Source organism: Gemmobacter denitrificans (assembly GCF_036964905.1).
In the GTDB taxonomy this organism is placed as follows: Bacteria; Pseudomonadota; Alphaproteobacteria; order Rhodobacterales; family Rhodobacteraceae; genus Gemmobacter; species Gemmobacter denitrificans.
Genome location: NZ_JBALHR010000002.1, coordinates 354,646 through 373,803, shown reverse-complemented (window position 1 = coordinate 373,803; position 19,158 = coordinate 354,646). Strand labels below are relative to the sequence as shown.

Below are 19,158 nucleotides of genomic sequence, written 5' to 3'. Positions count from 1 at the left end.
GTTCTGGCGAAGGGATGGCCTGATGCTGACGCGCAAGCAATTGGAACTTCTGGATTTTATCCGCAGCCGGATGGATCGTGACGGCGTTCCGCCGTCATTCGACGAAATGAAGGAGGCGCTGGACCTTCGGTCGAAATCCGGGATCCACCGCCTGATCACGGCACTTGAAGAACGTGGCTTCATCCGCAGGCTGGCCCATCGCGCCCGCGCCATCGAGATCGTCAAGATCCCCGAGGCGATGGAGAAATCGGGCTTCTCGGCCCGGGTGATCGACGGTGGCCGCCGCACGGAACCGGCGCGCAACCCGATGGCCGCCCTGCCCGCCCATGCGATGGAACTGCCGGTGATGGGTCGGATCGCGGCAGGTGTCCCGATTGAAGCGATTTCGGAAATCTCGCACCACATCGCGGTTCCAGGCACGATGCTGTCGGGCTCTGGCCAGCATTATGCGCTTGAGGTCAAAGGGGATTCGATGATCGAGGCGGGCATCAACGATGGCGATATCGTGGTGATCCGCGAACAGGATTCTGCGCAGAATGGCGATATTGTCGTGGCGCTGGTCGAAGATTCCGAAGCGACGCTGAAGCGCTATCGGCGCCGCGGCGACATGATCGCGCTGGAGGCCGCAAACCCGGCCTATGAAACCCGGATGGTGCCGGAACATCTGGTCAAGGTGCAGGGGCGGCTGGTTGGCCTGATCCGCAGCTACTGATCCCGGGACAGCGTTCCGGGCCCTGTGCCAGACGGAGTGCCGGCGGGGGCAGGTTGTGGGGCAATGATGCCATCGGTGCGGGGCGGTCGTGCCAGACCCGCGCAGCGCCGCGCGAGGACGTGATTTGCAATCCTCCGTCCGGCAACAGATGAATGGCAAGCGCCCCGGTCGCCGCCAGCATCGTCTGGTCGATCACGACGCAATCCCCCGGGCTCGCTGTCACTCGCGCTGCGATGATCACCAGATCGGCTGTCAGGCAGGCGGTCTGCAGCGCGTCCCTGGCGGTTTTTCCCCGAAGATGTACCCCGCGCCAGGGGCCAAGGACGAACCGCCGCTCGTGCTGGGGTCCTGAAAAACCCGCCCGACGCGCGGCAATGGCTTGCGCCGCAAGATCACCGTCATGCGCCAGCCAGTTTTCGGCCGCAAAGCCGCCGCCCCGCGCAACCGACAGCGCCCGCCCCTCTGGCCCGGCCAGTCCGACCAGTGCCGCATCCTCGGCAATCAACAGATCGGGCCGCGCCACTTGTGACCACAGGACGAATGCCAGACCCAAAGGGGCGACGGCGGCAAACCGCCCCCAGCCGCGCCAGACCGCCAGCCAGATACCGGCCAGCGAGATCAGCAGCAGCACGGCAGGACCAGGGGCCGGAACGGCCGTCACCGCCCCTTCGCGCGCGGCCACCCAATGCGCCACCTGCAACACCCAGTCGCAGCCGAGCCCCATGATCCAGAGCGGCAGGTCGGCCAGCCCCAAGGGGGCCAGCAATGCCGCCAGCGCCCCTGCCGGCATGATGATGACCCCCATCACCGGCACCGTCAGCAGATTGGCAAAGAACCCCAGATCGGCAATCCGGTTGAAATGCGCAGCCGCATAGGGACCGGTGGCCAGCCCGCCGATGGCGGATGACAGGACAAGGGTGAAGACCGGCAGAACCCAACGCGGCAGGTGATCGCGCAACACACCGCCCTCCAGCGCCCCGAACCCGGCGATCAGCATGGTGGTCGCAGCAAAGGACATCTGGAACCCTGCATCGAACAAGGTCTCGGGGCGCAGGGCCAGCAGGATGACCGCCGACATGGCAACCGACCGCAGGCTGAGCGCGCGCCGATCCACAAGGATCGCCCCCAGCATCACCACCACCATGATGAAGGCGCGTTCGGTCGGCACATTGGCCCCAGACAGCAGCAGGTAGAACCCAGCCACGCCCAAAGCCAGCACTGCCGCGATTTTCTTGGCATTGATCCGCAGCGCGACAAAGGGAACCAGCGCGACGCCGCCCCGGCACAGCGCAAAGACAAAGCCGGTCAGAAACACCATGTTCATGCCGGAAATGGCCAGCAGATGTGCAAGGCTCGAATCGCGCAGGGCGGCCACGGCGTCACCGCTCAGCCCAGAACGGTCGCCAGTCATGACACCGGAAGCAAAGGCCCCGGCATCGCCCGGAATCGCGGCCTGTATCCCGGCGGATAGCTGACTGCGCAACCGGCCCACCCATTGTTCGCCCGGCGAAGGCGGCGCCCAGGGCAGCACCGGATGGCGGGTATAGCCCACCGCGCCGATCTGACGAAACCAGGCATTGCGCTGAAAATCGAAGGCGCCCGGTTCAACCGGCCCGCGCGGCGGTGACAGATGGGCCGTGACCTGAACCCGCGCGCCGGGCTGCGACACCAGCCAGCGTTGATCGCCCTGCACCGAGATGCGTACCCGTATCGGCACGTCGCCGGGTGCGACCCCGTCCAGCACCACCAGGTCCAGCGTCAGGCGCAGCGCATCGCTTTGCGAACGGTCGATCTCCACGATGCGGCCTGATACCGGGCCGTAGTAATGGCCCTCCAGCACCGGGCTCGCAATCACCATGACGCGCAACCCGCAAAGCAAGACCCCGGCCGCAACGCATCCGGTCGCCACCCAGAAGGGCTGCGCCAGATGCGGCCCGATCCGCCAGCCGATGACACAGAGCAGAACCACCGCCGCCGCAGCGGCATAGACAGGCATGTCTGGTTCGTCGGCGCGGCCGAACCACCAGCCAATGCCGCAGGCCAGAAAGACCGGCACCCAGGGAAACAGGATGCCCCGCGCCTCGGCCAGCGCCAGAACCGGCCAGAGCGCCACCTGCTGCATCCAGAGGCCGATCCGCTGCATCCCCTGCCGCCTCCTTGTGTCCGGCCCGCCTTCCGCCTATCACCGAAGACAACTTGCGAAGATCTGGTTTCCGAAAGGTTAAGGTATGGCGCTCCAGTCCACCTCCCGTCCCGTTGTCACGCGTTTCGCCCCGTCGCCGACCGGCTATCTGCATATCGGTGGCGGGCGGACGGCGCTGTTCAACTGGCTCTATGCCCGGGGGCGCGGGGGAAAGTTCCTGCTCAGGATCGAGGATACCGATCGCGAACGGTCAACCCCCGAGGCAACGGCGGCAATCCTGCGCGGGCTGGAATGGCTGGGGCTGGACTGGGATGGCGAGGTGGTCAGCCAGTTTGACCGCAAGGATCGTCATGCTGCCGTGGCACATGAAATGCTTGCACGAGGAACGGCCTACAAGTGCTTCAGCACCAAGGAAGAAATCGAAGCTTTCCGGGCCGAGGCCGAAGCCCGGGGCAGCTATGCCGCCTTCCAGAGCCCCTGGCGCGACGCCGATCCCGCCAGCTATCCCGATCTGCCTTATGCAATCCGGATGCGTGCCCCGCGCACGGGCGAAACCGTGATCGACGATCAGGTTCAGGGCCGGGTGGTCATCCAGAATTCCACGCTGGACGATATGATTTGTTTACGCTCGGATGGTACGCCGACCTACATGCTCGCCGTTGTGGTGGATGACCACGATATGGGCGTGACGCATGTGATCCGGGGGGATGACCATCTGAACAACGCCGCGCGCCAGCAGATGATCTATGATGCCATGGGGTGGGAAATCCCGGTCTGGGCCCATATCCCGCTGATCCATGGGCCGGATGGCAAGAAGCTGTCGAAACGCCATGGCGCGCTTGGTGTCGAGGAATATCAGGCCATGGGCTATCCTGCTGCCGGGATGCGCAATTACCTGACACGTCTGGGCTGGGCACATGGCGATGCCGAATTCTTCACCAGCGCACAGGCGATGGAGTGGTTTGACCTGAAGGGAATCGGTCGCGCACCGGCCCGACTGGATTTCAAGAAGCTGGAAAATCTCTGCGGTCAACACATCGCCGCCGGCGATGATGCCGCATTGCTGCGTGAATTGCAGGCGTTTCTGGCTGCATCGCAGCAACCGGCACTGACAGATCATCAGGCCGCGCTGATGCTGAAAGGCATGGCCGGGTTGAAGGAACGCGCCAAGACCTTCCCGGAATTGCTTGAAAAGGCGCGCTATATTCTGGAATCGCGCCCGATTGCACGCGACGAGGCCGCCGAGAAGGCGCTTGATCCGGTATCCCGTGGTATACTGAAATCATTGACGCCGCGCCTGCGAAATGCTAGCTGGACCAAGGATGATCTTGAGGCCATTCTGACCGGGGCTGCCGCAGATGCTGGCATCGGCTTCGGCAAACTGGCTGCCCCCTTGCGCGCGGCTTTGGCCGGACGCACGGTAAGCCCCAGCGTCTATGACATGATGCTTGTCATCGGTCAGGACGAAACGATTGCGCGGCTGGAGGATGCCGCGGCCTGATCGCCGCGCCCCCCTGCCCGGACTATTCGCCGCAGCGCCTTCCCGGCGCTGCCCGCCAACGCAGAGGGATGTAAGAGATGGCAGAACCGACCCGGACCGCAAAGCTCACGATCGATGACAAGTCGTTTGACCTGCCGATCTATTCGGGCACCCTCGGTCCCGATGTGCTGGATATCCGCAAGCTCTATGCGCAGACGGATATGTTCACGTATGATCCGGGCTTTACTTCGACGGCAGCCTGCGACAGCGCGATCACCTATATCGATGGTGACAAGGGCGAACTGCTGCATCGCGGCTATCCGATCGACCAGCTGGCCGAGAAATCGCATTACCTGGAAGTCTGCTATCTGCTGCTGCATGGGGAACTGCCCAATGCCGCACAGATGAAGGATTTCGAACAGCGGGTCACGCGCCATACCATGGTGCATGAACAGATGCACAACTTCTTCCGCGGGTTCCGTCGTGACAGCCACCCGATGGCGACCATGGTGGGCGTGGTGGGCGCCATGTCGGCCTTCTATCACGACAGCACCGATATCAACGACCCCTGGCAGCGCGAAGTTGCGGCCATGCGCCTGATCGCCAAGCTGCCAACCATCGCGGCAATGGCCTACAAGTATTCGATCGGTCAGCCCTTCGTCTATCCGAAGAACAACCTCGATTACGCGGCCAATTTCCTGCACATGTGCTTTGCCGTGCCCTGCGAGGATTATGTGGTGAACCCGGTTCTGGCCAAGGCCATGGACCGCATCATGATGCTGCATGCCGATCACGAACAGAACGCCTCCACCTCCACGGTGCGTCTGGCGGGTTCGTCGGGGGCCAACCCCTTTGCCTGCATCGCGGCGGGCATTGCCTGCCTGTGGGGCCCGGCCCATGGCGGGGCCAATCAGGCCTGTCTGGAAATGCTGCGCGAAATCGGCACGGTGGACCGCATTCCGGAATACATCGCCAAGGCCAAGGACAAGAATTCCGGCTTCCGCCTGATGGGCTTTGGGCACCGCGTTTACAAGAACTTCGATCCGCGCGCCAAGGTGATGAAGGAATCCGCCGACGAAGTGCTGAGCCTTCTGGGCATTGAAAACAACCCGACGCTGCAGGTCGCCAAGGAACTGGAACGGATCGCGCTGTCGGATGATTACTTCATCTCGAAAAAGCTCTATCCGAATGTCGACTTCTATTCGGGCATCATTCTGGATGCGATGGGCTTCCCGACTGCGATGTTCACCCCGATCTTCGCGCTGTCGCGCACTGTGGGCTGGATCAGCCAGTGGAAAGAGATGATCGGTGACCCGACGCAGAAGATCGGCCGTCCGCGCCAGCTTTATCTGGGCGAAAAGGCCCGGGATTATGTGGATGTGCGCCACCGCTGATCGGGCGCAGCAGACCATCGGGGCGGCCTTCGGGCCGCCCTTTTTCATTGCAGACAGGGGCGTCCTGCGGGACAAGGGGGCAAACAGGGGGCCGGGATGCAGCGGATCTGGATCATCGATGTGGCGCGCACATTGGCGCTGATCGGCATGGCGGCCTTTCATCTGGTCTATGACCTGCAGATGTTCGGGGTGCTGCCGCCGGGCACTGCAACATCGGGGATATTCTACTATCACGCACGGATCGTGGCCGGCAGCTTCCTGTTTCTGGCGGGGATGGGGCTGTGGCTGGCACATGGCTCAGGTCTGCACTGGCATGCCTTCTGGCGGCGCTGGCTGCGGATCGCGGCAGCGGCAGCGGGGGTAACGCTGGTCACCCGCCTTGCCATGCCGCAGGCTTGGGTTTTCTTCGGCATCCTGCATTGCATCGCGCTGGCCAGCCTGATCGCCCTGCCCTGTCTGCGCCTGCCTGCCCTGCTGACCCTTGCCCTGGGCGCCACGGTGCTGGGGGCCGCATGGTGGGCACCTCCGCTGCTGGAATGGACATGGCCGCCCCTGCGCTTTCTGGGGCTGCAGACCGGACCGACCTACAGTGTCGATTTCGTGCCGCTGGTGCCGTGGTTCGGGCCATTTCTGATCGGGCTTGGCCTTGCCCGGCTGATCGGTCCCGGCTGGGTGCGGCTGGCCCGGTTGCAAGCGCCTGACTGGCTGGCCTGGCCCGGACGACATTCGCTGGCCATCTATCTGCTGCACCAGCCGGTGCTGATCGGACTGCTCTGGCTGATCCTGCAACTGGTATGACGCTGCGTCACTCCAGCTCCCTCTCGACATTGCAGTTTGAGCCGGACCAGATCGGGGCATGACCACACCCTATTTCGCCCAAAGCCCCGCTGATCTGCCTGACCGCCAAACCCTGTTGTCCATGTCGGGTCTGGACTTCATGCAAGGCATTCTGGCAGGCCGGTTACCGCATCCGCCGATTGCCCGCCTGATGGGCTTTCACCTGACCGAAGTGGCTGAGGGCAAGGTGGCCCTGCGCGGGGCGGCCGGGTTTGACCATTGCAACCCCTTTGGCGCAGCGCATGGCGGCTGGTATGGCACGGTGCTGGATACGGTTCTTGGCTGCGCGGTGATGACCACGGTGCCACAGGGGCGCTGGTACACCACGTTGGAATACAAGGTGAACATCACCCGCGCGGTGCCCTTGGGGCAAGAGGTCAAGGCCGTGGCAATCGTCGATCACGCGGGCCGCAGCACCGCAGTTGCAAGCGCCATTCTGCGTGGGGTCGCCGATGGCAAGACCTATGCCACGGGCAGTACCACCTGCATCATCATGGCGGGCTAAGGGCGGCCCGGCACGCGGCGTGGCCAGAAACCGGCCAGCCGCGCGCGTGGCGTCACCATGGACGAAGCTGTAGGATGCACCCGTTCGGACGGGTCGCGCCCCACCACCCGCGCCTTGCGCAACAGGAAAGCTGCGCCCCAGCCACGCCAGGTGCCCACCATCGGGGCCGCTGCATCACAGGGAAACCGGCCGCGCCAATCCTGCGGCAGGCGCAGCCCGCAGGCCTCGGCCCGTTCCAGCATCCAGACCAGCGGGATATTGGCCAAAGGCCGCGCCGCCTCACAGCTGCCGATCTGCCCGCCCACATCGCCATGCGCGCCCCGGAACCAGACCTGTTCGACATTGCCCTCCCATCCGGGCGGACAATCCCACAGCACAGGTTCGAACACCGCCCGCGTTTCATGCAGCGCCAGCGCCTGAAAGCCATGACGGATCGAACTGCCCAGATGGTGGTTGTGAAAGGCATGGCGGCTTTCGGTCAGCATCCACAGCAACGGCAGCCGCAGCCCGAGCGCCTTGACCGTATCCCAGACGCCCACCATCTGGATCGCTGCCTCGGCATGGCAGAATTCATGGGCGAAGGCCCGGGCCGAACGGGAATCGGGATCGCGCGCATAATGGCGATAGGCCAGCGTCACATTGCGTTCGGTCGCCGCATCGTGGCGCAGCAGCCCGACGCGGTCGATCACCCCGGCCAGACTGCGCACTGCATAGGCCCCGCGCGAATAGCCGAACAGGAAGATCCGGTCGCCCGGCCGGTAATGGCTGGCCAGATGGCCATAGGCACGGCGGATCTGTCGGTTGATGCCGCGCCCCTGCATCACATCCAGCGTGTTGCGCCAGCCTTCCCATTGCAGACCGGGTTCATAATAGAGGGAACGGCGGTTGCCCGGCACGCTTTCCTTCATCACCAGAAAGGCCCGCCCGGCATTGCTGTCCATCCCCGGCTCCAGCGAGGCCATGGTGCCATCCAGCACGATCACATGATCCACCTGTCCGCGTCCCCGCCCCTTGGCCGGGGCATCTGCCGGATCGGTCTGCACCACAGGATGACGGCGCAGCCAGCTGTTCAGGCGCTCCATCCAGCGCATTGGCGGCCCTTTCGCGTTCCAAAGCCCGCAGCCGGATCGCTACGGTCCAGACGATCAGGGTGATCCTGTCCGCCTTTCCCGATGATTGACAGGATGCCACCCAATGCAAAGAGTTTTACAATCTGTCGCGCAAATGTGTGCGGGCCGGGCCGGAAAGTTCCGGCACGGCCCGTAACGGGATCAGCCTGATGTCAGACCTTCAGCGACAGGACCGTGGCGATGGTCAGATCGCCAAAGCCGTTGAACCGGGTATTGGTGGCCACCGAATAGGCCCCCATACCATGGATCACCAGATAATCGCCTTCGGCAATGTCGTCTGCCAGCATCAACTCGCCGGGAATACGATCCACCGAATCGCAGGTGGGGCCAAAGACGATGCGCGACTGCAATTCGCCCCGCCGCTTGGCCCCCATGCCATCGACCACCTCGATCCGGTCGATGATGCCAACCAGCGGCAGTTCGGCCAGCGCCCCGTAGACCCCGTCATTGAGGAACACATGCGCGCCATCGCGCACGGCCTTGACCTTGGCGATATGGGTGAAGGCATCGCCGCACAGGCCTCGGCCCGGTTCGCAGACCAGCATCGGGCGGGCATCGCCAAAGGCTTCGGTCGCGACACGGTCGATCAGCGCGAAGGTTTCGTCGATCTGCGGCACCACGGCCTGCAGACGATGGTTCGGGAACCCGCCGCCGACATTCAGCCGCGCCACGGTCACATCGGCCATACGCGCAATGTCAGCCGCCGCCCGGATGTAGGATTCCCAGGCATGCGGATCAGTGCATTGCGTGCCCGGATGGAAGGTGAGCGAGGGGATGAAGCCCGCCTCGGCCGCGCGCTTGAGCAGTTGCGCCGCCAGATCAACCGTCGCGCCGAACTTGGCCCCGAAATTATAGGCCGCACCGGCCACCGGCAGCTTGAACCGGACCGAGATTTCGCAGTCTTGCGCCGGAACCATCTCGATCAGCTTTTCCAGCTCGGTCGCACTATCCACCGAATAGCTTTTCACACCCAGTTCCACCGCCACGGCGATCTCGGCGCGGGCGCGGACGGGGTTGTTGTAATGCATTGCGGCATCAGGTGCGATGCGCTTGACCAGCCGCATCTCGCCGGGGCTGGCCACGTCAAAGCCACGCACCCCCGCCGCCGAGAGGTTTTCGATCACCACATCCGACGGGTTGGTCTTGACCGCATATGTCACCATGCCCGGGAAGCCGTCGATGAACCGGCGCGCGGCGGCCTGCAGCACGGCAGGCGAGAAGAACAGCACGGGATTTTCCGGCTGAACGGTACGGATATATTCGGACGGATTGGTCCAGATCGTTTTGGAAAGTCCCATCGGCGTGTCCTTTTCTGCCAACAGAACGCAAGCGGCCATTGCCCGGAACCCTTCCGGGAGCCAGCACCTGCGCGGTCATTACAACCAGGCCAGGTGCGTATGAGCCGCCCTTTTCCTGAAAACGTGGAATGCGCATATGGGACCAAACTTCACCGATGAAAACCACAAAAATATAGTGTAGGGGTGACAGAATGACGAAATTTCCGGGCATATTGCATGGACGATCTGGATAGAAACATCATCAGCCTTCTGGGGGCGGATGCACGCATGTCAGTGGCCACCCTGGCCCGGCGGATGAAGGTGGCGCGCTCCACCGTGCAGGCCCGGCTGGAGCGGCTGGAGACCACCGGCGTGATCGCGGGATACACGCTCAAGCTGGGCGAAGGCGCACGTCAGGGGCGTCTGCGGGCCAGCGTGCTGCTGACCATCGAACCCCGCGCGCAGGCCGCGATTCTGACTCGGCTGAAAAGCATCGCGGAAATCGAACGGGTCTCGACCACCTCGGGGCGTTATGACCTGCTGTTGCAGGTGGCAGCCCCCAGCACCACGGTGCTGGATCAGGTGCTGGATCAGATCGGCGCGCTGACCGGCGTCATCAGTTCGGAAAGCCTGATCCACCTGTCCACGAAATTCGACCGGGCATTGTAACCGGGCGGCCTTGGGTCAGCGCAGGCGGAACAGATCAAGAAAGGCCTGACCTTCCGCCGGATCGCCCGCAAAGTGGATAAGGCTTTGCGCCGTTTCGACCAGGGGCTGCGGCCCGTAGACAGCGGCTGCCATGGCATTGGGCGGCCCGGAAAACACCATCCCGGTCGCGGCCGGATCGCGCGTCACCACATAGCTGCCGGGGTCGCAGAGGATCTGGAACCGGTCGGTTCCCAGATCCATCGCCACCCGGTATCGGCCAGCCCGGTCGTGCGCACACATCGCCCGCATCGACAGCATCAGCGCCGCCGGGCTGATGAACAGGCGCGGGTCATGCCCGGGTTGCGCCGCCCCCCAATGGCACAACGCGCGGATCACCGGCCAAAGCCCCTCGCCCGCCTCAGTCAGGCCATAGCCGGGCGGGATGCTGACCACGAGCCCCGCCACCTCCAGTTCCGCAAGCCTCTGGGTCAGCACATTGGCGCTGACCCCCGGCAGGCCCGCACGCAGGGCGCCAAAGCGGCGCGGGCCGAACATCAGTTCGCGCACCACCAGCAACGCCCAGCGGTCGCCGATCAGGTCCAGCGCATGAGCGGCCACACAGCCTTCGCCATAGCTTCGTCGGGTTCGGTCCATGCCACCACATTTTAGTTGTTTTTTCTAACTAACCTCGCCAGAGTGACGCAACAAGGGCTTTCATCGGGGGATTTCATGGCGATCGGCTATATTGACGGCTTCCTTGTTCCGGTCGCGACAGCCGACCGCGAAACCTACCGCGCGCATGAGGCCAAATGGTGGCCCCTGTTCCGCGACATGGGGGCGCTGAGCATCGGGGTCGGCTGGGGGGATGATGTGCCGCCGGGCAAACAGACCGATTTCCTGCGCGCGGTCGATCTGAAAGAGGGCGAGACTGTGGTCTTCTGCTGGATGACCTGGCCCGACAAGGCCACCCGCGATGCGGCCTATGCCAGAATGATGACACTGGACCCGGCAACGCTGGGAGAAATGCCATTTGACGGCAAGCGCATGGTCTATGGCGGCTTTGTTCCTCTGCTGCTTGAAAGCGCGCAGAATTCGGAAGGGGTATGAGCCATGGCACTTCTGGGCGCCCCGTGCTGGTATGAACTGACCACCGCCGATCCCGATACCACGACAAGGTTCTTCGGGCCGCTTCTGGGCTGGTCCTTTCGCGATGCCGGGATGGAAGGGTTCGACTATACGCTGGCCCATGCCCGCCGCGACGGGGCGGAAACCATAGTTGCGGGGCTGTATCCGCCTTTTGACGGCCAGCCCGAGGCCTGGCTTGTGTATTTCGCCGCTGACGATCTGGATGCCACGCTGATGCGGGCCATTGGCCTGGGGGCCACGATCCTGCAACCGGCCAGTGATGTTCCGGGCACCGGGCGATTTGCCGTGCTGGCCGATCCCCAAGGCGCGGCCTTCGGCCTGTTTCAACCGCTGGACGGTCTGCAAGGCGGGGCCTTTGCCCCACCCGCTGCCGGGCATGGGTGCTGGCATGAACTGATGGTGCCCGATCCGGTGGCAGCCATGACCTTTTACCGCGCCGTGCTGGGCTGGCAGGAATCGACAGTGATGCCAATGGGCGAGACCGGGGCCTACAGGCTGTTCGGCTGGCAGGGTCAGGATATCGGCGGCATGATGGGCCTGCCCGCCCCCGATGCCCCGCCCTGCTGGCTGCCCTATTTCGGGGTCGAGTCGATTGCCGGGGCGATGGCGAAGATCACTGCTTCGGGCGGAACTGTTGTCATGGGTCCGATGCCGGTGCCGGGGGATGCCGTGGTCTGCATCGCACAAGACCCGCGCGGCAGCCATTTCGCCCTTGTCGGCGGCACCTGACCGCTCTGCCAAGCCTTCCCCTTGCCCGGCCTTTTCGCTAAACCCGGGGCCGACGAAAAGGGGAATGATCATGCCGATGGAAAAGACCTTCAACGCCGCCGAGGCCGAGGCCCGCATTTCTGCCCAGTGGATCGAAGGCAAGGCCGGGCGGGCGGGCGCGCATGCCAAGCCCGGGCGTCCGGCCTTTTCCATCATGATCCCGCCGCCCAATGTGACCGGCAGCCTGCATATGGGCCATGCCTTCAACAACACGCTGCAGGATATTCTGGTGCGCTGGCACCGGATGCAGGGCGATGACACGCTCTGGCAGCCCGGCACCGATCACGCAGGCATCGCCACGCAGATGGTGACCGAACGCGAAATGGCGCTGCACCAGGAACCCACCCGACGCGAGATGGGGCGCGAAAAATTCCTTGAACGCGTCTGGCAGCAAAAGGTGAAATCGCGCGGCACCATCATCGGCCAGTTGCAGCGCCTTGGCGCAAGCTGCGATTGGGACCGCGAGGCCTTTACCATGTCGGGCGCCCCCGGCGCACCGGCGGGCGAAGCCGGCAATTTCCACGATGCCGTGATCAAGGTCTTTGTGGACATGTACAACAAGGGCCTGATCTATCGCGGCAAACGCCTCGTGAACTGGGACCCGCATTTTGAAACCGCGATTTCCGACCTTGAGGTCGAGAATATCGAAGTCGCGGGCCATATGTGGCACTTCAAATACGAACTCGCGGGCGGCGAAACCTATGACTATGTCGAGAAAGACGAAGACGGCAATGTGACCTTCCGCGAGAAGCGGAATTACATCTCCATCGCCACCACGCGCCCCGAAACCATGCTGGGCGATGGCGCGGTGGCGGTGCATCCGTCGGATACCCGCTATGCGCCCATCGTCGGCAAGATGGTGAAACTGCCGCTTTGCGACCGTCTGATCCCGATCATCGCCGATGAATACCCTGATCCGAACTTCGGCTCGGGCGCGGTGAAGATCACCGGCGCGCATGATTTCAACGATTATGCGGTGGCCAAGCGCAACAACCTGCCCTGCTATCGCCTGATGGATACCCGCGGCCGGATGCGCGACGACGGCGCGGCCTATGAGGTCGCCGTGGCGCGGGCGCGCGAGATTGCCGCAGGCTCGCCCACGACTGAATCCGAAGTGGACAGCCTGAACCTCGTGCCGACGAAATATCGCGGCATGGACCGGTTCGAGGCCCGCAAGGCCGTGATCGCCGATATCAACGCCATCGGCCTGGCCGTCACCGTGATGATCCGCGAAACCGACCCGGAAACCGGATCGGAACATCTGCGGCTGGAACCGGTGGTAGAAAGCAAGCCGATCATGCAGCCCTTTGGGGATCGCTCGAAGGTGGTCATCGAGCCGATGCTGACCGACCAATGGTTCGTCGATACCGCCAAGATCGTGGAACCGGCGCTGGAGGCGGTGCGCACGGGCCGCGTGAAGATCATCCCGGAATCGGGCGAGAAAACCTATTATCACTGGCTGGAGAATATCGAGCCTTGGTGCATCTCGCGCCAGCTTTGGTGGGGGCATCAGATTCCCGTATGGACAGCAATGGTCCCTAGCCTCAAGGGTGAAGTAGGATCATGGCGCATTGGGGTTGGGTCCGAAATCCCGTTGGGAGAGGCCGCGCAATTCTTGCGTGAGAACGCCTATGATGAGAAGGCCCTCGGAGGACAACTCACCCGCGCGGGGCTCCTTACTATGCAGTTCTGCGCTGCATCTGCTGAGGATGCACAAAAGCAGATTGCAAAAGTTTGGATTGATCGGACAGGCGCTGCGCCCTCGAATTTGGTTGAAGTCAACGCAGAACCTTCTGAATGGCCTCAGTTTCTGCATGACACGCCGAACAAGGGAGGCGACATTCCCTTCTGGCGCGACCCCGACGTTCTCGACACCTGGTTCTCCTCCGGTCTCTGGCCCATCGGCACGCTGGGCTGGCCAGAGCAAACGCCGGAGCTGGAGAAATACTTCCCGACCTCGGTGCTGGTCACCGGGCAGGACATCCTGTTCTTCTGGGTCGCCCGCATGATGATGATGCAGCTGGCCGTGGTGGAGGATATCCCCTTCCACACCGTCTATCTGCACGGCCTTGTGCGCGACGCCAAGGGCAAGAAGATGTCGAAATCCTTGGGCAATGTCATCGACCCGCTGGAGATCATCGACGAATACGGGGCTGACGCGCTGCGCTTTGCCAATGCCGCCATGGCCAGCCTTGGCGGGGTGCTGAAACTCGATACCCAACGCATCGCGGGCTATCGCAACTTTGGCACCAAGCTGTGGAATGCCTGCCGCTTTGCCGAAATGAACGGCGTCTGGGAAGGCCATGCAACCCGCGCCGCCCCCCCCAGCCCGCAGGCCACGGCGAACAAATGGATCATCGGCGAAACCGCCAAGGCACGGGTCGAGGTAGATGCCGCGCTGGCCGATTTCCGCTTCGATCAGGCCGCAGACGCGCTCTATAAATTCGTCTGGGGCAAGGTCTGCGACTGGTATGTCGAATTTGCCAAGCCGCTGTTTGACGGCGATCAGGCCGATGAAACCCGCGCCACCATGGCCTGGGTGCTGGATCAGTGCATGATCCTGTTGCACCCCTTTACCCCCTTCATCACCGAGGAACTCTGGGCCACCACCGGCACCCGCGCCGGGATGCTGGTCCATGCCGATTGGCCGACCTACGGGACCGAGCTGATCGACACAGAGGCCGACCGTGAAATGACATGGGTGACCGGGCTGATCGACGAAATCCGGTCCGCCCGCGCGCAGGTGCATGTGCCGGTGGGGCTGAAGCTCGACATGCTGGCCACGGCGATGGATGCGCAGGCCCGTGCGGCCTGGACGCGCAATGAGGCGCTGATCAAGCGGTTGGCGCGCGTCGAAAGCCTGACGGATGCCAGCAGCGCGCCCAAGGGGGCCATTGCCATCGCCGCCGAAGGCGCCAGCTTTGCCATCCCGCTGGAGGGGATCATTGATATCGGTGCCGAAAAGGCCCGGCTGCAAAAGGCGCTGGAAAAGCTGGAAAAGGAAATCAGCGGCCTGTCGGGGCGGCTGTCCAACCCCAAGTTCATCGAAAGCGCCAAGGAAGAGGTGGTCGACGAAGCCCGCGCCAATCTGGAGGCCCGCAGCGACGAGGCCGCCAAGGTGCGCGCCGCCATGGCCCGTCTGGCCGAACTCGGCTGATCCAATCCGCCCGGGCCCCGATCGCGGGCCCGGGCCCGCCCCCCGCCACGGCTTGACCTTGGCGGCGCTTCATCCCACCTTTCCGGGGCATTGATGGAGTGTTGAATGACCCCCGCCCCGGTTCTGCTGTCGGATTACCAGCCCTACCCCTTTCTGATTGAACAGGTCAGCCTGCGCTTTGCCCTGTTGCCACAGGCCACGCGCGTCAGCGCCCGGCTGGACCTGACGCCCAACCCGGCCCGCCCGGGGCAGCACGATCTGCGGCTGGATGGCGAAGGGCTGAGGCTGCTGTCGCTGCGGCTGGGGGGGACGCCGCTGGAATGCCAGCCCGATGCCACGGGCCTGACCATTCCTGCCGCGCTGATCCCCGCCGGGGCCTTCACCTTGGAAACCGAGGTGGAGATCGCGCCCGAAGGCAATACCGCGCTTGAGGGGCTGTATATGTCCAACGGCATGTATTGCACCCAATGCGAGGCCGAGGGTTTCCGCAAGATCACCTTCTATCCCGATCGCCCGGATGTGATGGCGCGGTTCCGCGTGCGGATCGAGGCCGATCTGCCGGTGCTGCTGTCAAACGGCAATCCGGTGGACAGCGGCGCGGGCTGGGCGGAATGGGATGACCCATGGCCCAAACCCGCCTATCTGTTTGCACTGGTCGCCGGGGATCTGGTGGCCCATTCCGCGCCCTTCACCACGGCCGAGGGGCGCAAAGTCGCGCTGAACATCTGGGTGCGGCCCGGCGATCAGGACCGCTGCGCCTATGCGATGGATGCGCTGATCCGGTCGATGCAATGGGACGAAACCGCCTATGGCCGGGCCTATGATCTGGATGTGTTCAACATCGTGGCGGTCGATGATTTCAACATGGGCGCGATGGAGAACAAGGGGCTGAACATCTTCAACTCCAAATTCGTGCTGGCCAGCCCGGAAACCGCGACGGATGACGATTTCGCCCGGATCGAGGCGATCATCGCCCATGAATACTTTCACAACTGGACCGGCAACCGCATCACCTGCCGCGACTGGTTCCAACTGTGCCTGAAGGAAGGGCTGACCGTGTTCCGCGATCAGCAGTTTTCCGGCGACATGCGCAGCCACGCTGTGAAGCGCATCGAAGATGTACTGATGCTGCGCGCCCGGCAGTTCCGCGAAGATCAGGGGCCATTGGCCCATCCGGTGCGGCCCGACAGCTATGTCGAGATCAACAACTTCTACACCGCCACGATCTATGAAAAGGGGGCCGAGGTCATCGGCATGTTGAAACGGCTGGTGGGCGAAGATGGCTACAAGGCCGCGCTGGACCTGTATTTCACCCGCCATGACGGCGATGCCGCCACGATCGAGGATTGGCTGAAGGTCTTTGAAGATGCCACCGGCCGCGATCTGACCCAGTTCAAGCGCTGGTATACCGAAGCGGGCACCCCGCGTCTGGGCGTGCATGAGGCCTGGGATGGCGCGGGGACCTATACGCTCACCTTCACACAGACCAATCCGCCGACACCGGGCCAGCCCGACAAGGGGGCCAAGGTGATCCCGATTGCCGTGGGCCTGCTGAACCCCAATGGCGACGAGGTGCTGCCGACCACCGTTCTGGAAATGACGCAAGCCGTGCAATCCTTCCGGTTTGACGGGCTGGCAGCGCGGCCTGTACCGTCGATCCTGCGCGGCTTTTCCGCCCCCGTGGTGCTGGAGCGCGACGCTGATGCTGCCGAACGCGCCTTCCTGCTGGCCCATGATACCGACCCGTTCAACCGGTGGGAGGCCGGGCGCAGCCTTGCCAAGGATGTTCTGGCGCGCATGGTCACCCAAGGGGCGGCGCCCGCGCGGGGCTGGCTGGATGGGTTGGCGGCACTGGTCTGTGACGACAGTCTGGATCCCGCCTATCGCGCACTGGCGCTGCGCCTGCCGTCCGAGGATGACATGGCAGCCACCCTTGCCGCGGCGGGCCATGTGCCCGATCCGGATCGCCTTCATGCCGAACGCCGCCGCATGGCACTGGCGCTGGCAGAGCGGTTGGCACCGCATCTGCCCGGGCTGATGGAGGCGATGCGCGTCACCGCCCCCTTTGCCCCCGACGCGACACAGGCCGGACAGCGCGCGCTGTTCAACGCCTGCCTGCAACTGGCCAGCCGTCTGGATGGCGGTGCGCAGGCCCGCGACGCCTATGCCCGCGCCAGCAACATGACCGATGGGCTTGCGGCGCTGGTCGCGCTGCTGGATCTGGGTCAGGGTCAGGCGCAACTGGACGCATTTGAAACCCGCTGGCGGCATGACAGGCTGGTGATGGACAAATGGTTCATGCTGCAAATCCTGCATGCCGCGCCCGACCAGACCGCCGCGACAGTCGCCCGCCTGACGGCCCGCACCGATTTCGACTGGCAGAACCCCAACCGCTTTCGTGCGGTGATCGGCGCACTGTCGGCCAATCATGCGGGCTTTCATCAGGCGGATGGATCGGGCTATCGGCTGCTGGCCGATTGGCTGATCCGGCTGGACCCGAAGAACCCCCAGACTGCCGCCCGCATGTCCACCGCCTTTGAAACCTGGCGGCGCTATGATGCCGGAAGACAGCAGTTGATCCGGGCCGAATTGTCCCGCATCGCCGCCACGCAGGGCCTGAGCCGCGATCTGGGCGAAATGGCCGGGCGCATGTTGGGCTGATGCAGCCTGTGCAAAGGGCGGCCTGCCCAAAGGCCCTTGATCGTTGAAACAATTGTTCGATTGTGGCACCCAAACCGTGAACAACTTTTGGGTGTGACATGCCGATTCTTCTGGCCCTTCTGGCTGCTGCGGGCGGGATTGTTTTCTGGATGATGCGGGCGCGAAATGCGGCCCATGCGGCCCATGCGGCGCAGGATCTGGCCGATATGGCCGGGGATGTGATGTCTGCGGCGCGGCGCTTCGGATTTCGGCGGCGCCATGACGAACACCCGGTTGACAGCCTGCAAGATCGCAACGTCGCGGTCGCCGGGATTGGCCTGTCCTTTCTTGAAATGGGCGCCCTGCCCACTGCCGAGCAGCACGAGGCCCTGTTGATCAGCCTGCAACACCGGCTGGGAATGACCGAACCCGCCGCACGCGAAGCGGCCATTCTTGGGCGCTGGCTCATGCAGGAATGCAGCGGCGCGCAGCAGGGCCTGACCCGGCTGGCACGGCGGCTGTACAAACTGGGCGGGGCCAACGGTTTTTCGGCCCTCATGGATGTTCTGCGCGATGTCGCGGCAAAGGCAGAAGGCACCCTTGCCCCCCGCCAGAAAGACGCGCTGGAAGAGATCGGGCGCATCTGGAAGCTGCGCTGATCCGCCAAAGCGCCCAGTCAGGCCAGGCTGCGCGTCATGAAATAGCTGTGCGGGTCGTTCCAATAGCCTTCAAAGGGCGGGCATTGCACAAAACCCGCATTGGCATAAAGCGCGCGCGCCGGGGCAAAGACATCTTCAACCCCGGTTTCCAGCGACAGCCTGCGATAGCCCAGGGCGCGCGCCTCATCCATGATGTGTTCCAGCAGCACCCGCGCCAGCCCGCGCCCGCGTGCCTCGGCCACCACATGCATGGATTTGATCTCGGCATGGGTGGCGTCAATCCGCTTCACCGCGCCCATGCCCAGCACCATTTCGCCCTCGCGCAGGGTGTAGAAGGCAATCCCCGGCGCGGCAAGATCCTGCGGGTCCAGCGCATGCACCGATTCCGGCGGGCTGGCCGACCACATCAGATCCAGATGGCGCTGCAGCAGGGGCAGCACCTCGGCGGCAAGCGGCGTGTCACGGCGGATCTCGATCTTGGTCATTCAGCGGCAGTCCTGTCAGGGGTATTGCCGCCATTCAATACCATGTGCTGCGGCGCTGTCAGGCCATCCAAGACGCATTTGTGACGATTTCCGCCGCAGTCCCCCTGCCTGTCTGCCGTTTTACGATGCCCGCAAAGGCAAATGCCCTGCCCGAATGAAACGGAGCAGGGCATCTGT

Annotated in this window: 16 protein-coding genes; 11 read left to right on the top strand and 5 right to left on the bottom strand. The window is 63.9% G+C overall.

All coding sequences use genetic code 11. The annotated features are described in order from the left end of the window. Positions 1-22 precede the first annotated feature (22 nt). Positions 23-712 carry a transcriptional repressor LexA gene (lexA, locus tag V6590_RS04955; protein ID WP_335420433.1) on the top strand — a complete coding sequence of 230 codons (690 nt, stop codon included), beginning with the start codon at positions 23-25 and terminating at the stop codon, positions 710-712. Here lexA and V6590_RS04950 read toward each other — a convergent pair. Further along, positions 669-2,855 carry a ComEC/Rec2 family competence protein gene (locus tag V6590_RS04950; protein WP_335420430.1) on the bottom strand — a complete coding sequence of 729 codons (2,187 nt, stop codon included), beginning with the start codon at positions 2,853-2,855 and terminating at the stop codon, positions 669-671. The two genes, lexA and V6590_RS04950, sit on opposite strands and share 44 nt — an antisense overlap. Before the next feature lie 85 nt (positions 2,856-2,940). Here V6590_RS04950 and gltX point away from each other — a divergent pair, with 85 nt between their 5' ends. From gltX to V6590_RS04930, 4 genes are all read left to right on the top strand, one after another. Beyond that, entirely contained in the window at positions 2,941-4,356 is a 1,416-nt protein-coding gene (gene gltX, locus V6590_RS04945) for a glutamate--tRNA ligase (protein WP_335420427.1), read from the top strand. Between the two features lie 77 nt (positions 4,357-4,433). Further along, positions 4,434-5,729: a citrate synthase gene (gene gltA / locus V6590_RS04940; protein WP_335420424.1), complete on the top strand. Its 1,296-nt coding sequence runs from the start codon at positions 4,434-4,436 to the stop codon at positions 5,727-5,729. A 96-nt stretch (positions 5,730-5,825) separates the two neighbouring features. After that, the gene (locus tag V6590_RS04935) at positions 5,826-6,527 is read left to right on the top strand and encodes a heparan-alpha-glucosaminide N-acetyltransferase (protein ID WP_335420421.1); all 702 of its coding nucleotides are present in this window, start codon (positions 5,826-5,828) and stop codon (positions 6,525-6,527) included. A 58-nt stretch (positions 6,528-6,585) separates the two neighbouring features. Then, positions 6,586-7,071 (top strand): PaaI family thioesterase, encoded by a 486-nt coding sequence (locus V6590_RS04930; RefSeq protein ID WP_335420418.1) that lies wholly within the window; start codon positions 6,586-6,588, stop codon positions 7,069-7,071. Here the strand turns inward: V6590_RS04930 and V6590_RS04925 are convergent. Together V6590_RS04925 and V6590_RS04920 are read right to left on the bottom strand one after the other, a co-directional pair. Next, positions 7,068-8,162 carry a T6SS phospholipase effector Tle1-like catalytic domain-containing protein gene (locus V6590_RS04925; RefSeq protein ID WP_335420416.1) on the bottom strand — a complete coding sequence of 365 codons (1,095 nt, stop codon included), beginning with the start codon at positions 8,160-8,162 and terminating at the stop codon, positions 7,068-7,070. The genes V6590_RS04930 and V6590_RS04925 overlap by 4 nt on opposite strands. A gap of 191 nt (positions 8,163-8,353) precedes the next feature. Further along, positions 8,354-9,499, bottom strand: a complete 1,146-nt coding sequence (locus tag V6590_RS04920; protein ID WP_335420413.1) for a type III PLP-dependent enzyme — start codon at positions 9,497-9,499, stop codon at positions 8,354-8,356. Between the two features lie 216 nt (positions 9,500-9,715). Between V6590_RS04920 and V6590_RS04915 the strand changes: the two genes are divergently transcribed. Beyond that, positions 9,716-10,147, top strand: a complete 432-nt coding sequence (locus tag V6590_RS04915; RefSeq protein WP_335420410.1) for an Lrp/AsnC family transcriptional regulator — start codon at positions 9,716-9,718, stop codon at positions 10,145-10,147. Between the two features lie 15 nt (positions 10,148-10,162). Here the strand turns inward: V6590_RS04915 and V6590_RS04910 are convergent, their stop codons facing one another. Continuing rightward, positions 10,163-10,780 (bottom strand): winged helix-turn-helix transcriptional regulator, encoded by a 618-nt coding sequence (locus V6590_RS04910; RefSeq protein WP_335420407.1) that lies wholly within the window; start codon positions 10,778-10,780, stop codon positions 10,163-10,165. 75 nt (positions 10,781-10,855) lie between these two features. Here V6590_RS04910 and V6590_RS04905 point away from each other — a divergent pair, with 75 nt between their 5' ends. The 5 genes from V6590_RS04905 to V6590_RS04885 all read left to right on the top strand — a co-directional run bounded on the left by V6590_RS04905 (position 10,856) and on the right by V6590_RS04885 (position 18,496). Next, a complete protein-coding gene (locus V6590_RS04905; protein WP_335420404.1) occupies positions 10,856-11,233 on the top strand; it encodes a DUF1428 domain-containing protein in 378 nt (125 codons plus the stop codon). 3 nt (positions 11,234-11,236) lie between these two features. Beyond that, positions 11,237-12,001: a VOC family protein gene (locus tag V6590_RS04900; protein ID WP_335420401.1), complete on the top strand. Its 765-nt coding sequence runs from the start codon at positions 11,237-11,239 to the stop codon at positions 11,999-12,001. Between the two features lie 70 nt (positions 12,002-12,071). Continuing rightward, on the top strand, positions 12,072-15,197 hold the full coding sequence (locus V6590_RS04895) for a valine--tRNA ligase (RefSeq protein ID WP_335420398.1): 3,126 nt from the start codon (positions 12,072-12,074) through the stop codon (positions 15,195-15,197). A 105-nt stretch (positions 15,198-15,302) separates the two neighbouring features. Further along, entirely contained in the window at positions 15,303-17,858 is a 2,556-nt protein-coding gene (pepN, locus tag V6590_RS04890; RefSeq protein ID WP_335420396.1) for an aminopeptidase N, read from the top strand. Positions 17,859-17,956: 98 nt separating this feature from the next. Further along, the gene (locus V6590_RS04885; protein ID WP_335420393.1) at positions 17,957-18,496 is read left to right on the top strand and encodes a hypothetical protein; all 540 of its coding nucleotides are present in this window, start codon (positions 17,957-17,959) and stop codon (positions 18,494-18,496) included. A gap of 17 nt (positions 18,497-18,513) precedes the next feature. On the opposite strand, the gene V6590_RS04880 is transcribed toward V6590_RS04885, so the two are convergent. Then, positions 18,514-18,981 carry a GNAT family N-acetyltransferase gene (locus tag V6590_RS04880; protein ID WP_335420390.1) on the bottom strand — a complete coding sequence of 156 codons (468 nt, stop codon included), beginning with the start codon at positions 18,979-18,981 and terminating at the stop codon, positions 18,514-18,516. Positions 18,982-19,158: the final 177 nt, after the last annotated feature.

What these genes read in the sequence shown, in the direction of transcription:
- lexA (WP_335420433.1), top strand. Translation starts at nt 23, where the DNA reads ATGCTGACGCGCAAGCAATTGGAACTTCTGGATTTTATCCGCAGCCGG.
- V6590_RS04950 (WP_335420430.1), bottom strand. Translation starts at nt 2,855, where the DNA reads ATGCAGCGGATCGGCCTCTGGATGCAGCAGGTGGCGCTCTGGCCGGTT.
- gltX (WP_335420427.1), top strand. Translation starts at nt 2,941, where the DNA reads ATGGCGCTCCAGTCCACCTCCCGTCCCGTTGTCACGCGTTTCGCCCCG.
- gltA (WP_335420424.1), top strand. Translation starts at nt 4,434, where the DNA reads ATGGCAGAACCGACCCGGACCGCAAAGCTCACGATCGATGACAAGTCG.
- V6590_RS04935 (WP_335420421.1), top strand. Translation starts at nt 5,826, where the DNA reads ATGCAGCGGATCTGGATCATCGATGTGGCGCGCACATTGGCGCTGATC.
- V6590_RS04930 (WP_335420418.1), top strand. Translation starts at nt 6,586, where the DNA reads ATGACCACACCCTATTTCGCCCAAAGCCCCGCTGATCTGCCTGACCGC.
- V6590_RS04925 (WP_335420416.1), bottom strand. Translation starts at nt 8,162, where the DNA reads ATGCGCTGGATGGAGCGCCTGAACAGCTGGCTGCGCCGTCATCCTGTG.
- V6590_RS04920 (WP_335420413.1), bottom strand. Translation starts at nt 9,499, where the DNA reads ATGGGACTTTCCAAAACGATCTGGACCAATCCGTCCGAATATATCCGT.
- V6590_RS04915 (WP_335420410.1), top strand. Translation starts at nt 9,716, where the DNA reads ATGGACGATCTGGATAGAAACATCATCAGCCTTCTGGGGGCGGATGCA.
- V6590_RS04910 (WP_335420407.1), bottom strand. Translation starts at nt 10,780, where the DNA reads ATGGACCGAACCCGACGAAGCTATGGCGAAGGCTGTGTGGCCGCTCAT.
- V6590_RS04905 (WP_335420404.1), top strand. Translation starts at nt 10,856, where the DNA reads ATGGCGATCGGCTATATTGACGGCTTCCTTGTTCCGGTCGCGACAGCC.
- V6590_RS04900 (WP_335420401.1), top strand. Translation starts at nt 11,237, where the DNA reads ATGGCACTTCTGGGCGCCCCGTGCTGGTATGAACTGACCACCGCCGAT.
- V6590_RS04895 (WP_335420398.1), top strand. Translation starts at nt 12,072, where the DNA reads ATGCCGATGGAAAAGACCTTCAACGCCGCCGAGGCCGAGGCCCGCATT.
- pepN (WP_335420396.1), top strand. Translation starts at nt 15,303, where the DNA reads ATGACCCCCGCCCCGGTTCTGCTGTCGGATTACCAGCCCTACCCCTTT.
- V6590_RS04885 (WP_335420393.1), top strand. Translation starts at nt 17,957, where the DNA reads ATGCCGATTCTTCTGGCCCTTCTGGCTGCTGCGGGCGGGATTGTTTTC.
- V6590_RS04880 (WP_335420390.1), bottom strand. Translation starts at nt 18,981, where the DNA reads ATGACCAAGATCGAGATCCGCCGTGACACGCCGCTTGCCGCCGAGGTG.